The 12,490-nt window shown below is 53.7% G+C and carries 14 protein-coding genes; 4 read left to right on the forward strand and 10 right to left on the reverse strand.

Annotated elements, in window-relative coordinates:
• Positions 1–371 precede the first annotated feature (371 nt).
• From AABB92_RS21410 to AABB92_RS21435, 6 genes are all read right to left on the reverse strand, one after another.
• Entirely contained in the window at positions 372–1,016 is a 645-nt protein-coding gene (locus AABB92_RS21410) for an oligosaccharide flippase family protein (RefSeq protein ID WP_031375159.1), read from the reverse strand.
• A gap of 80 nt (positions 1,017–1,096) precedes the next feature.
• The gene (locus AABB92_RS21415; RefSeq protein ID WP_031375158.1) at positions 1,097–1,363 is read right to left on the reverse strand and encodes a hypothetical protein; all 267 of its coding nucleotides are present in this window, start codon (positions 1,361–1,363) and stop codon (positions 1,097–1,099) included.
• A gap of 434 nt (positions 1,364–1,797) precedes the next feature.
• The gene (locus AABB92_RS21420) at positions 1,798–2,193 is read right to left on the reverse strand and encodes a hypothetical protein (RefSeq protein ID WP_046289511.1); all 396 of its coding nucleotides are present in this window, start codon (positions 2,191–2,193) and stop codon (positions 1,798–1,800) included.
• A gap of 140 nt (positions 2,194–2,333) precedes the next feature.
• The gene (locus tag AABB92_RS21425) at positions 2,334–3,476 is read right to left on the reverse strand and encodes an alanine racemase (RefSeq protein ID WP_031375157.1); all 1,143 of its coding nucleotides are present in this window, start codon (positions 3,474–3,476) and stop codon (positions 2,334–2,336) included.
• A gap of 191 nt (positions 3,477–3,667) precedes the next feature.
• On the reverse strand, positions 3,668–4,591 hold the full coding sequence (lpxP, locus tag AABB92_RS21430) for a kdo(2)-lipid IV(A) palmitoleoyltransferase (protein ID WP_031375156.1): 924 nt from the start codon (positions 4,589–4,591) through the stop codon (positions 3,668–3,670).
• A gap of 423 nt (positions 4,592–5,014) precedes the next feature.
• Entirely contained in the window at positions 5,015–5,878 is an 864-nt protein-coding gene (locus tag AABB92_RS21435) for a YicC/YloC family endoribonuclease (protein WP_031375155.1), read from the reverse strand.
• A 157-nt stretch (positions 5,879–6,035) separates the two neighbouring features.
• Here AABB92_RS21435 and AABB92_RS21440 point away from each other — a divergent pair, with 157 nt between their 5' ends.
• Positions 6,036–6,461 (forward strand): DUF3574 domain-containing protein, encoded by a 426-nt coding sequence (locus AABB92_RS21440; RefSeq protein WP_031375154.1) that lies wholly within the window; start codon positions 6,036–6,038, stop codon positions 6,459–6,461.
• A 36-nt stretch (positions 6,462–6,497) separates the two neighbouring features.
• Here AABB92_RS21440 and AABB92_RS21445 read toward each other — a convergent pair whose 3' ends face one another.
• Positions 6,498–7,682: a NupC/NupG family nucleoside CNT transporter gene (locus AABB92_RS21445; protein ID WP_031375153.1), complete on the reverse strand. Its 1,185-nt coding sequence runs from the start codon at positions 7,680–7,682 to the stop codon at positions 6,498–6,500.
• A gap of 148 nt (positions 7,683–7,830) precedes the next feature.
• On the opposite strand from AABB92_RS21445, the gene rph reads away from it, so the two are divergent.
• A complete protein-coding gene (gene rph, locus AABB92_RS21450; protein ID WP_031375152.1) occupies positions 7,831–8,547 on the forward strand; it encodes a ribonuclease PH in 717 nt (238 codons plus the stop codon).
• A gap of 49 nt (positions 8,548–8,596) precedes the next feature.
• Positions 8,597–9,238, forward strand: a complete 642-nt coding sequence (pyrE, locus tag AABB92_RS21455) for an orotate phosphoribosyltransferase (protein WP_046289512.1) — start codon at positions 8,597–8,599, stop codon at positions 9,236–9,238.
• 31 nt (positions 9,239–9,269) lie between these two features.
• Here pyrE and slmA read toward each other — a convergent pair whose 3' ends face one another.
• From slmA to coaBC, 3 genes are all read right to left on the reverse strand, one after another.
• Positions 9,270–9,866 carry a nucleoid occlusion factor SlmA gene (gene slmA / locus AABB92_RS21460; protein ID WP_031375150.1) on the reverse strand — a complete coding sequence of 199 codons (597 nt, stop codon included), beginning with the start codon at positions 9,864–9,866 and terminating at the stop codon, positions 9,270–9,272.
• Between the two features lie 118 nt (positions 9,867–9,984).
• The gene (gene dut / locus AABB92_RS21465; RefSeq protein ID WP_031375149.1) at positions 9,985–10,443 is read right to left on the reverse strand and encodes a dUTP diphosphatase; all 459 of its coding nucleotides are present in this window, start codon (positions 10,441–10,443) and stop codon (positions 9,985–9,987) included.
• The gene (gene coaBC / locus AABB92_RS21470) at positions 10,421–11,641 is read right to left on the reverse strand and encodes a bifunctional phosphopantothenoylcysteine decarboxylase/phosphopantothenate--cysteine ligase CoaBC (protein ID WP_046289513.1); all 1,221 of its coding nucleotides are present in this window, start codon (positions 11,639–11,641) and stop codon (positions 10,421–10,423) included. The genes dut and coaBC overlap by 23 nt, the downstream gene beginning before the upstream one ends.
• A 180-nt stretch (positions 11,642–11,821) precedes the next feature.
• On the opposite strand from coaBC, the gene radC reads away from it, so the two are divergent.
• Positions 11,822–12,478, forward strand: coding sequence for a RadC family protein (radC, locus tag AABB92_RS21475; RefSeq protein ID WP_031375148.1), 657 nt, complete (start codon positions 11,822–11,824; stop codon positions 12,476–12,478).
• Positions 12,479–12,490: the final 12 nt, after the last annotated feature.

A 12,490-nucleotide genomic window follows, 5' to 3' on the forward strand; every position in this document is an offset into this window, starting at 1 on the left:
GAACCCGGAGTAGCAGGCTGTACGACAGAGGTCTCTGTCATCCTGCTTCAATCTGAAATAGCGGTGAAGAGCGGACGCTGCGTTCTGGCACATATCGGTACGCTGACTGCGATGAGTACGGTTGAGAACGGGAAGGGCGTGCCTGAATGGTAAAGCGGGAATCCGATACGACGGCATTAGCCTGGTTTATTAATGCCCGACAGCGGGTGCAGGGATTTTATAACGTCATCCGTGGGTCTGCAGGTCAGCGAGAACGATTATTCTCAGCCGCGGAATAATGCCGTACATTAAAAAAAGAAAAAGCGTGCTGGTTCACAGCACGCCAACGCATCCCTGAGGATGCTCAGAGCCCACCATACAGACTTGCTTTATTATTTGTTTCTTGCACGAATCTGAGAGAATTTTTTCAGGCTAAAACGGTATTCCGGTTGGAACCATGAACGACCATAGTAGCAATAAATCAGCATGCGAATTGATGCCATCGCCAGATAACCCCAGATTGCGCAGAGTACTGAGGGAGTCAGCCAGACGGTAAATAAAGTGACGCTCAGCCCGGCTAATACCGAAGAGGTTTCAGCAAATGCGATACGGGTATATTGTTTTTCACGTTGTAATATTGCACGGTACTGCTGACCCTGGGGGATAATAATAAACACCACAGACACCATCTCCAGCATTAAAGCCAGTTCAGGCTGATCAAACATCCGATTAAGCAGATGGCTGCTGACAAATAACAGACCAAACACCGCTGCACCCATCAACATATTGCCCCAATACAGGATCGAGAGATCGTTGATAGAGAGCATACAACGGCGGATTATCGTATTCGAGAAGCCCCGATCGGCCAGGGTATCGATAGCCAGTAACGCCAGCACTGCAATGGCCAGCAGGTTCAGTTCATTTGCCTGCAGAATTTGCGCCAGTAAAGAAAGCTGCAACACGCCAATGCCAATAATCTTAATCGAAGAGAGGAGAGACCATTTTGCGCTATTCAGACTGCTTTCACGTATTGCCATAATATGCTCGTTAGAGTAGAGGTACTCTGTGAGAATTAAATGTTCGTGTAACGGCAATGAGGTTGCTGTGACACCGTTAGTTAGTGCAACTTTTCCGGCCGAAGTCCTGAAATACCTTGCCAGGCTTGCCATGTTATTATGGATTCAATCAAATGATGCTCGGATAAAAAATAGATATCCCTGGAATATTCGCGGTTTCGTGTCATGGCGGAATCTCCCGCTGTTAATAAGAAGTCCGCCAGATCACGAATAAATCCTGTTGTAGTTTTATATTCTCCTGCCAGCATCCTGCCGGCAATCTCAACAAATTCTTTTTCTGATAACAAAGGATAGGTCGAGCGGTCCATGTCTTTTTTCCTGCTTTATCATTATGGGTATTGCTGTGTGTGGAGTGATTTATACATTGTTTTATTTAAATTAACACCATAAGAAAACTCTGATAACGCGACCGCAGGAATTAATGGTTTCACTCTATGCATGATAAATATTAAATACCTGACAGCAGCGTAATAAATATTTATTAAGGATTAATGTATATCACCGGCAAAGGATGCGACGGGTGTCTGAAAAAACGGCATGAAATCAGGCATTGCAAGGGAGGTTGTGGTGATACTGCCAGGAGTTTTCCTGGCGACAATGCTTAAGCATAACTGTTGATAGATTGATAAACAGTACAGGTAATCAGCTAAGGGCTTTATGCTTTTTGACGCAATATTTTTGTATTTTTTTTCATTAACGGCCAGCCTTAAATACAGCAGAAAAAACGCGCTAACTCCTTGATTTACTGAGTCAGCAATTGATTGAGCTTTTCGAGATCTTTGCTAACCCATTCAATATCCTGCTTAAATTTTTCTTCTGAGGTTAATGGCTGGCGGTAGACCGTCACCACCACTTCGGCACCCTGTTCGTTAGCGATCACCCGCATCGGCATATAAATCTCTTTGCCAAAGCCGGTGTCAATCCAGTGATCCATTACGCCAAACGGATTATGGGGAGTGAAGCGAATCTTCACCGTGCCTTGTGGTCCTTTGGCGCGCCAGCGATTTCCTTCAGGTTCGAAGGTGCTGCTGGTTAAGCCGGATGCCCATTTTGGAAAGAACTCGGGTTTCCAGATGGTTTCATATAGATCTAACCAGTGTCGTGGAATCGTCAGGCTCAGAGTACGAGAGGAGAGCATGTTACCTCCGGCAGGGTAGCGGAAAAGGGCATTAAAGCATGCGGCTACGCCAGGTAAAATGTTGCGACGACAGAAGTGTGGGGTGGACAGGGTTTCGTACAAACCGCAGGCAACAACGTGGGCTGTTGCCTGCGATGCAATCAGATGAAATTGCCGCGCGCGGAAACGGCGTGTTGCTCTGCATCACCCTGTTCATGGCGCAGGATAAACGCATCTGATTGCGCCATCACCGCACAGCTGTGGTTCGGGAAGATGCGCACTAAGCTGCCGACTTCAGGGCGGTGCTGCGGACAGAGCAGAAAACCATGCTCTTCGGATAGTTTGGCGATTTCATAGGTCTTGCCGATTGCATCAACCGCGATGCCGAACCCGCTGGCGTTGGTGCCGTGAGGGCCTTTATCTGAACTCAGCATTTTCGAGCCGGCATCTATAATCGCGAAATGCTCGTTTACCGCCACTACCCGGCTGATCACACTCAGCGCCAACTGGTCGACCCGGCTCAGGCCGAGGCGGCAGGCGGTAAGATCGAGCAGTGCATAATTGCCGGGACGGATTTCATCAATGCCGGGAGCAACATTAGCTGCCAGCGCAGTGGGGGTGGAACCGACAGAGATCGGACAGTCGGTAAAAACCGCAGCCTGAAGCGTCGCCTGTAGCTGCTGCATCAACGCCGCCTCCTGGTGGGCAATCTCCGCGATGGCTGCCGGGTTGCCGGCGCCATAGGCGTGGCCGGCATGAGAGATCAGCCCGGCAAAACGTAATCCTTTCTCTCGCAGCGCCTGTGCAATCACTACGGCCTGATCGGTATGCGGATTAACGCCGATACGATGTAATCCGACGTCAACTTTGATCGCCACTGACAGGTCGCAGTCGGGTTGCTGTTGCCTGGCATCCGCAATAGCCGCAACGCCCTGTAGCGTATCGGCAATCAGGGTGATTTTCGCCTGATGCTGTACCGCCAGGCGCAGTAGTTCTGCCACGCTCTGCGCCTGCACCACCGGATAGGCCAACAGCAGATCACGAATGCCGCCCAGAATAAAACTGACACCTTCACTCGGTTTAGAGACCGTTACGCCCCGGGCACCCAATGCCAGCTGACGCCGGGCAATCCAGACGCTTTTGTGGGTTTTGATATGAGGACGAAATGCGACGCCGGCTGCATCAGCCTTGCGCTGCATCTGTTGCAGGTTCTGCTCCAGACGCGCTGCGTCTACTTCGATGTAAGGTGTCAGGCGGTCATCAATCAGTGGGCGCTGCCACTGCTCAGCGGTATTGATATCCATATGATATTTCAACTCTGGCTTGCGGGTGAGTATTCATCATTCCTCAAATAGAGGTCTGATGCCAGCGCGTCATTCAAAGCTAAGAGCGTGGGGGTCGTGCAGTGAGACGCGGGAGAAAAGGGAGCGGTGAGCGGAGGTTGGCTGCGAGATAAAACAACAAAGCAGGCGCGGGGCCTGCTTTGGGATCGGACTCAGACGTAGAGTGATGCTTCACCCGGCGGACGGGTTTTAAAGCGGCGATGCAGCCAGAGGTACTGTTCTGGTGCGCGCAGAATCTGGTTTTCGATCACCTTATTCATATAGGCAGCCGCAGCCGACTCGTCGGTGTGAGGATAATTTTCCAGCATCGGTTCGATAATCAAATGGTAGCCATCGTTACCAGGATTACGGATCAGCATAATCGGCACCATTGCCGGTTTAGCCAGACGCGATAACACGAAGGTGCCGTTGGTGGTTGCAGCTTTCTCCACGGCAAACAGCGGAGCGAAGGTGCTGCCTTTCGGGCCGTAGTCCTGATCGGGCGCAAACCACACTGATTCACCCTGCTTCAGCGCATGCACCATACCGCGCAGGTCGCGGCGATCGATCATCGCTTTATTAGAGCGCATCCGGCCTTTGGTCTGAACATACTCCATCGCCAGATTATTGTGTGGACGATACATCGCCATCATTGGCTGACACAGACCACTGATGCGACCGCCCAGTTCCAGCGACATAAAATGCACGCCAATCAGCATCACGCCACGCTTTTCATTCTGCGCAGAGTGTAAATTTGCCAGACCGGAGACGGTAAACAGGCGTTTGACCGCGCGATCGGACCAGAACCAGGCAATGCCGGTTTCGGCCAGCGCCATGCCCAGTGAAGCAAAGTTGCCCGCGATCATTCGCTCGGTTTTCTCTTCACTGATACCGGGGAAGCAGAGTTCGATGTTGCGACGGGTAATGCGCTCGCGGCGCTGCAGGAAATGACGGGAAATTTTACCGGCACCGGCACCAAGGCGCATAAGAACAGGGTAAGGAAGCTGAACCAGCAGCCAGAGTATTCCCAGGCCGAACCAGGTAAACCAATAACGCGGATGCAGCAGCGAACTGCTAAATTTTCCGGTGTTTTTCATTACTAACCTTCATGAGATAAATGGATGTATCGCATAAAGAACACTTCCATAAGTCTCCAGGCGGTACAGCTGTACTGATTTCGACCAACACTTTATCAAAAAGTGCCTTGAAAGACAGGTAATACCAGGAATCTACAGGATTGACCTGTTTCATGGATCGACGGGAAAAGGGGGCTAAAAAAAGAGGTTTTAGGAAAAATAATAATTAAATTCAGCCAGTTAATCGAAACGTAGATAAAAGTTTTTCCATGAATTTTTGGGCTGGCAGAACAGTCTGGAAATTATTATTTATCTAACTTTACGTAATTATTACGCGGATAGCGCCGAAAAAGTGACCAGCAGGCAAAAAGGCGTTATCGGCTTTTGAGGCAAATCGCTTAAAGGAAACAAAGCGCCCCGGCGGGCGCTTTGATAAGGGAAACGTTACTCGATATTCTGGATCTGTTCGCGCATCTGCTCAATCAGCACCTTCAGCTCAATCGCGGAGGTCGTGATTTCTGCATTGATAGACTTCGATGCCAGCGTATTCGACTCGCGATTAAACTCCTGCATCATGAAGTCCAGACGACGGCCAACTGCCTCTTTCTTCTTCAGAATGTTATAGGTCTCTTTAACGTGAGCATCCAGCCGGTCCAGCTCTTCGGAGACATCAACACGCTGCGCCATCATCACCAGTTCCTGCTCAAGGCGATTATTTTCCAGCTGCACTTCGGCATCTTCCAGCTTGGCGACCAGCCGTTCACGCTGCCATTTGATCACTTCAGGCATCTGTGCGCGGACTTTGCTGACTTCCTGTGAGACGCCTTCCAGACGCTGCTCAATCATCGCTTTCAGTGCGGTACCTTCGCTTTCGCGTGCCGCAATGAAATCATCCAGCGCGCCGTCCAGCGCCTGCAACAACTGCTGGTTGATCACGTCCAGGTCCTGCTCCTGAGCAGACATCACACCCGGCCAGCGCAGAATATCCAGCGGATTAATCGCGCCTTCATCGCTTTGCATCTTCACCCAGTTAGCGGCCTGCACCAGCTGTTTCGCCAGCGCTTCGTTCAGCATCAGTTCGCCCTGAGCACTGGGATCGGCATCATAACGCAGGTTGCACTCAATCTTGCCGCGCGTCAGACGCTGGCGAATGCGCTCGCGGATCACCGGCTCCAGTCCGCGGAACTGCTCCGGCAGACGGATATAGGTTTCCAGATAACGTTGGTTCACGGAACGCAGCTCCCAGGCGGCGCTGCCCCATTCGCCTTTAGCTTCGCGGCGGGCATAAGCGGTCATACTGCGGATCATAAGCGGTACTCATTTTCGGAAAGATGAGGGGAAGTATAGCGAGGGCAGCCACGGCATAACAGGCATAAGCGTCTCACGGCGAAATAACGAATCATTTCCGCTTTATACCACAGGCACTTATGATGATGGCTGGCCGACTATGTGAGGATGCCGATCTATGTTTCGCGTTATTGCTGTTCCCGTTGCGCTGGCTCTGATGCTGGCGGGTTGTCAGGCTCCCCCTTCACCGCCAACTAAACCCCAGCCGATTTGCGCCGGCGGTGACGTCATGATGCAGACCACGCTGTGGTTTGGTCTGAGCAAGCCACAGGGGGGAACGGTGAGTTCACTTGAGTGGATGAACTTCGTGGATAACGAGGTAACACCACGCTTCAGAGCGGGGTTATCGGTATATGACGCCAGGGGACAGTGGCTGGGCGACAATGGCCAGCTGGCGCGCGAAAACAGCAAAGCGCTGATGCTGATCCACGGCTTTGATTCGACTGCGAATGCCAATATTGAAGCGCTACGCACCCTGTATAAAAAGCGCTTTGGTCAGGAGTCGGTGATGCGGGTTGATGCACCCGTCTGTGTCGGGTTCTGAGGCGGGAAACGGCGGCAGACTTGCCGCCGTTGGCTATCAGATAAACAGACCGGCAAAGGCGGCCGACAGCAGGCTCACCAGTGTCGAGCCGTACACCAGTTTCCAGCCAAAACGTGAGACCACGTTGCCCTGCTGCTCGTTCAGTCCCTTGATCGCACCCGCTACAATGCCAATAGAGGCGAAGTTAGCGAACGAGACCAGAAACACCGACAGAATACCCAGTCCGCGTGCGCTCATGCCTGACGCGACTTTTTGCAGTTCAATCATCGCCACAAACTCATTCGCCACCAGCTTGGTCGCCATAATACTGGCCGCCTGCAGTGCATCGGCAGTCGGAATGCCAATCAGCCAGGCAAATGGATAAAACAGGTAGCCGAGCAACTGCTGGAAGCTGTAACCGAACACGGCGGCAAACAGCGCATTCACGGCCGCGATCAGCGCAATAAAGCCGATCAGCATTGCCAGAATAATCATCGCCACTTTAAAGCCAGCCAGAATGTATTCACCCAGCATCTCAAAGAAGCTTTGATCTTCATGCAGTTTATCGAGAGCGATGGGCTGCTGATCCTGGCTCTTCATCGGGTTAATGATCGACAGGATAATGAAGGTGCTGAACATATTAAGCAGCAGCGCCGCGACCACATATTTGGCTTCGATCATCGACATATAAGCGCCAACAATCGACAGCGAGACGGTGGACATTGCGGTCGCCGCCATGGTGTAAAGCCGGCGCGGCGGAATATCGCCCAGAATACCTTTATACGCGATGAAGTTTTCCGACTGGCCGAGGATCAGCGTGCTGACGGCGTTAAAGGACTCCAGCTTACCCATGCCGTTAATTTTCGACAGCAGGGTCCCGATAAACCGAATCAGCAGCGGCAGGATGCGCCAGTGCTGCAATATGCCGATTAAGGCCGAAATAAACACAATCGGGCAGAGGACGCCGAGGAAAATAAATGCCAGCCCCTGTTTGCTCATCCCGCCAAAGACGAATTCTGTGCCCTGTGCGGCAAAGCCGAGCAGTGTTTCAAAGAAGCCCGCCACCGATCCGACCAGCGCCAGGCCACTGGCTGAATGAAGAAAGAACCAGCCGAGTGCGGCTTCTGCCACAATCAGCTGAACGATATAGCGCAGGCGAATCTGTTTACGGTCATGACTGACCAGCAGCGCAAGGGCAAAGATCACCCCCAGCGCCAGCAGGAAATGAAGAATGGCGGCCATAATTTATTTAATCAGAGAGAAAGGAACGCGCATTTAGCCACAGTCAGCCGGGAATTTCATCTGATGATGCGGCGGACCAGCGCAAGAGACAGCGGGCAAGGAAGTCCGTATAATGCGCAGCCAATCATTAGCAAGCCGGAGATTACCCATGCGTCCAGCAGGCCGTAGCGCACAACAGGTGCGTCCAGTCACATTGACCCGCAATTACACCAAACACGCAGAGGGTTCCGTTCTGGTGGAATTCGGTGAAACCAAAGTGCTCTGCACTGCCTCCGTAGACGAAGGGGTTCCGCGTTTCCTTAAAGGCCAGGGCCAGGGCTGGATTACCGCCGAATATGGCATGCTACCGCGTTCAACCCACAGCCGCATGGCGCGTGAAGCCGCAAAAGGCAAGCAGGGCGGACGTACGCTGGAGATTCAGCGTCTGATCGCCCGTTCACTGCGCGCCGCGGTGGATTTGAAAGCGCTGGGTGAATTTACCATTACGCTCGACTGTGACGTGATCCAGGCCGATGGCGGCACGCGCACCGCATCAATCACCGGAGCCTGCGTGGCGCTGGCCGATGCGCTGAACAAGCTGGTCGCCAGCGGCAAGCTGAAAGCTAACCCGATGAAAGGGATGGTGGCGGCAATTTCGGTCGGCATCGTTAAGGGCGAAGCGCTGTGCGATCTGGAATACGTTGAAGACTCTGCAGCAGAAACCGACATGAACGTGGTGATGATGGAAGATGGCCGCATGATCGAGGTGCAGGGCACTGCCGAAGGCGAGCCGTTCAGCCATGAAGAGCTGCTGACGCTACTGGCGCTGGCACGCGGCGGAATTGAAGAGTTAATTCAGGCGCAGAAAGCAGCGCTGGAAAATTGATGTAACAGGCGACCACAGAGTCGCCTTTTCTTTATTTGAGGAGTGAGAAATGAAAGCCTGGCAGCGTCAGTTTATTGACTTCGCCCTGAACAAGCAGGTGCTGAAGTTCGGTGAGTTCACTTTAAAGTCCGGGCGTAAAAGCCCCTATTTCTTTAACGCCGGTCTGTTTAACAGTGGACGGGATTTAGCGCTGCTGGGACGCTTCTACGCGCAGGCACTGGTGGATGGCGGCGTCGATTTCGACCTGCTGTTCGGTCCGGCCTACAAAGGTATTCCGATTGCGACCACCACTGCGGTCGCACTCGCCGATCACCACGACCGCGATGTGCCTTACTGCTTTAACCGTAAAGAGGCCAAAGATCACGGCGAAGGCGGATTACTGGTTGGCAGTCCCCTGCAGGGCAAAGTGATGCTGGTGGATGATGTGATCACCGCGGGTACCGCGATTCGTGAGTCGATGGATATCATCGGTGCGCACAACGCGACGCTGGCTGGCGTGCTGGTTTCGCTTGATCGCCAGGAGCGTGGACGGGGTGACATGTCGGCGATTCAGGAAGTGGAACGTGATTATCGTTGCACCGTGACCGCAATCATTACGCTGGCTGATCTGATTGTGTGGCTGGAAGAGAAGCCTGAGATGGCGGATCATTTAGCCCAGGTGCGGGCGTATCAAAAAGCCTACGGCATTTAAACAGAAGGCGGGCGTGATGCCCGCCTTCCCGTTATACCATCTGGGCAGCAATCAGCGGCCAGCGAGCTTCAAAGTCTGCGGTCGGACTAAAGCGAAACTCCGAGCGGACATAACGCGACAGTAAACCTTCACAAAACGCCAGTAGCTGGCTCGCCAGCAGCGTCTCATCAGACTGAAAGCCTTCACCCTCACGCATTTTGCGCTCACGCATCACCTGGCGCAGCTGCACTTCAATCCGCTCAAACAGTTGATTGATGCGCCCCTGCAGGCGATCCTGCTCAAACATCAGCGCATGACCGGTCAGAATACGCGTCAGCCCCGGATTACGCTCACCAAATCCCAGAATCAATTGCACGATCAGACGCAGGCGCGTCATGGTCTCTTTCTCATCTTTCAGGATCAGATTGATGCGGGTAATCAGACTGTCTTCGATAAACTCAATCAGGCTGTCGAACATCCGTGTCTTACTGGGGAAGTGACGATAGAGCGCCGCTTCTGACACGCCGACCGTGGCTGCCAGTTTGGCAGTGGTAATCCGTTGACTGCCATCACCTGACTCCAGCATTTGCGCCAGCGCCTGCAAAATCTCTTCGCGACGATTTCGCTTCGCGACTTTTTTTTCTGCCATGACCTAAAAGACCCCTGAAATTCACCTTAAACAGGCAACACCTACGCATCTGCCACAAGCACACGTCTCATGGCGATGAGAAAAAATAATTGGCGTAAGTGAAAGTCGGTAGCGTTGGTTATTGACGGCCTGAGTGACCGAAGCCGCCTTCGCCGCGCAAGCTGGCGTCGAAGTCTTCCACCAGATTAAACTCGGCCTGCACCACCGGGACAAAAACCAGCTGTGCCATGCGGTCGCCCGGCTGCAGCGAGAAGCTTTCCTGGCCACGGTTCCATACTGAGACCATCAACTGTCCCTGATAGTCGGAGTCGATCAGTCCCACCAGATTACCCAGCACGATGCCGTGTTTATGGCCGAGGCCCGAGCGCGGCAGGATGACCGCAGCCAGATCAGGATCGGCAATGTGAATCGCCAGGCCGGTCGGAACCAGCGTGGTGGTGCCTGGTGCGATGTCGAGAACATCGTCGATGCAGGCGCGTAAATCTAACCCAGCGGAACCCGAGGTGGCGTAGGTCGGCAGCGGAAATTCTTTACCGACGCGCGCATCAAGGATTTTAACGTCTATTTTTTTCATCATAACGGCTGACAATCTCGTCTAATAATTGTTGGCCAAGGAGAGACTTATCGCTGAGCGGTAAGCGCTTTTCTCCATCCTGCCAAAAAAGGTGAAGAGCATTGGTGTCGCTATTGAACCCTTGTCCGGCTTTAGCAACGTCGTTAGCGCAGATCAGGTCCAGATTCTTGCGCACCCGTTTTTGCCGGGCGTATTCTTCCACATTCTGGGTTTCAGCAGCAAATCCAACCACGAAAGGCCGGTGCTCCTGTAACGCGGCGACGCCGGCAACAATATCGGGATTTTTTATCAGTTGCAGCGTGACGTTATCATCACCGCCCTGTTTCTTGATTTTTTCGGCCGCAATGTCGGCCGCCCGGTAGTCTGCCACGGCTGCGCTTGCAATGAAAATATGTTGTTTATCTATCTCGGCCATCACCGCCGCCTGCATTTCCAGCGCGCTGGTGACATCGACCCGTTTTACCCCCGCAGGCGCAGGCAGCGTCACCGGCCCGCTGACCAGCGTAACGGTGGCACCGCGTCGGGCCGCTGCGGCTGCGATAGCAAAACCCATTTTGCCGGAGCTGTGATTGGTGATGTAACGCACCGGGTCCAGTGCCTCGCGGGTGGGACCGGCGGTAATCATAATGTTGAGATGTTGCAGATCGTTGACGGGCGTGGCCCACTGTATTGCATGGTCGACGATTGCCAGCGGATCGAGCATCCGGCCCGGTCCGACGTCGCCACAGGCCTGGCTGCCGCTGTCAGGTCCCCAAATCAGTACGCCGCGCTGCTGCAGCGCCTGCAGATTTTGCTGGGTCACTGCCGTGCGATACATCTGTTGATTCATCGCCGGCACCACTGCCACCGGCGATGCGGTGGCCAGTACGGCGGTGGTGACCAGATCGTTGGCCATGCCGGCGGTAATTCGGGCAATCAGGTCGGCGGTTGCCGGGGCCAGCACAATTAAATCAGCCCATTTGGCCAGCTCAATATGCCCCATTGCCGCTTCTGCCGCCGGGTCGAGCAGATCGTTAAATACCGGATAACCGGAAACCGCCTGCAGGCTGAGCGGCGTAATAAACGCTTTAGCGCCGTCCGTCATCATCACGCGGACATCGGCACCGCGATCGCGCAGGCGCCGCACCAGCTCAGGTGCTTTGTAGGCGGCAATCCCGCCACTCACGCCAAGAAGAATTTTTTTACCGGCTAATCCCATCATGATGTTGGCCTCACTAAACTGTCTGCCGCCTGCCGCGGCGAATGCACGGACTTTATCACAAAAGCAGCGACGCGCCTTTTCACTGCCTGCGTTTGCGAGCCATCTCGTAAAAAGTCACGCTGCTGATGGTGGCGTTGCGCCAGATGGGTCACTCTGACGTTCGCCACAGGGAGAATGCAGATGAAAAGTATGGCACCGCGGGAGAAGCTAAAGCAGCAGGGCGCACAGGCGCTGAGTGACGTCGAGCTGCTGGCCCTGTTTCTGCGAACCGGCACGCCGGGACAGAACGTGATGGCGCTGGCGCAGCAGATCGTGCAGGAGTTTGGCTCGCTCTATCACATTATGACCGCCAGCAAAGCCGCTTTCAGCGGCATCAAGGGCGTCGGTGATGCCAAGCTGGCACAGCTGCACGCGATTGCGGAACTGGCGAAGCGCTTTTTTGCCAGCCAGCTGGCCCGCGAAAGTGCGATGGAAAATCCTCAGGTCACGCGGCATTACCTGCAAAGTCTGTTAGCCCGTCAGGAGCGTGAGATCTTTATGGTGCTGTTTCTTGATAATCAGCACCGGGTGCTGGTGGCGCAAAAGATGTTTTCGGGTTCCATCAACAGCGTAGAGGTCCACCCGCGCGAGATCGTACGGGAGGCGCTTAAGGTCAATGCAGCCGCACTGATTCTGGCGCATAACCACCCTTCCGGGATGGCGGAACCGAGCCGGGCTGACCGCGATGTGACGCGAAAAGTCAGCGAAGCCTGCCAGTTGCTCGACATCCGTTTGCTCGATCATCTGGTGATAGGTCATGGCGAATATGTCTCGTTTGCTGAGCGAGGCTGGCTTTAACACAGCAAAAAT

The organism is Pantoea brenneri (assembly GCF_038594305.1).
In the GTDB taxonomy this organism is placed as follows: Bacteria; Pseudomonadota; Gammaproteobacteria; order Enterobacterales; family Enterobacteriaceae; genus Pantoea; species Pantoea brenneri.

Coding starts and splice junctions, on each gene's coding strand:
- lpxP (WP_031375156.1), bottom strand. CDS start 4,591: ATGAAAAACACCGGAAAATTTAGCAGTTCGCTGCTGCATCCGCGTTAT.
- AABB92_RS21410 (WP_031375159.1), bottom strand. CDS start 1,016: ATGGCAATACGTGAAAGCAGTCTGAATAGCGCAAAATGGTCTCTCCTC.
- pyrE (WP_046289512.1), top strand. CDS start 8,597: ATGAAAGCCTGGCAGCGTCAGTTTATTGACTTCGCCCTGAACAAGCAG.
- slmA (WP_031375150.1), bottom strand. CDS start 9,866: ATGGCAGAAAAAAAAGTCGCGAAGCGAAATCGTCGCGAAGAGATTTTG.
- AABB92_RS21445 (WP_031375153.1), bottom strand. CDS start 7,682: ATGGCCGCCATTCTTCATTTCCTGCTGGCGCTGGGGGTGATCTTTGCC.
- AABB92_RS21415 (WP_031375158.1), bottom strand. CDS start 1,363: ATGGACCGCTCGACCTATCCTTTGTTATCAGAAAAAGAATTTGTTGAG.
- coaBC (WP_046289513.1), bottom strand. CDS start 11,641: ATGATGGGATTAGCCGGTAAAAAAATTCTTCTTGGCGTGAGTGGCGGG.
- dut (WP_031375149.1), bottom strand. CDS start 10,443: ATGATGAAAAAAATAGACGTTAAAATCCTTGATGCGCGCGTCGGTAAA.
- AABB92_RS21440 (WP_031375154.1), top strand. CDS start 6,036: ATGTTTCGCGTTATTGCTGTTCCCGTTGCGCTGGCTCTGATGCTGGCG.
- radC (WP_031375148.1), top strand. CDS start 11,822: ATGAAAAGTATGGCACCGCGGGAGAAGCTAAAGCAGCAGGGCGCACAG.
- AABB92_RS21425 (WP_031375157.1), bottom strand. CDS start 3,476: ATGGATATCAATACCGCTGAGCAGTGGCAGCGCCCACTGATTGATGAC.
- AABB92_RS21435 (WP_031375155.1), bottom strand. CDS start 5,878: ATGATCCGCAGTATGACCGCTTATGCCCGCCGCGAAGCTAAAGGCGAA.
- rph (WP_031375152.1), top strand. CDS start 7,831: ATGCGTCCAGCAGGCCGTAGCGCACAACAGGTGCGTCCAGTCACATTG.
- AABB92_RS21420 (WP_046289511.1), bottom strand. CDS start 2,193: ATGCTCTCCTCTCGTACTCTGAGCCTGACGATTCCACGACACTGGTTA.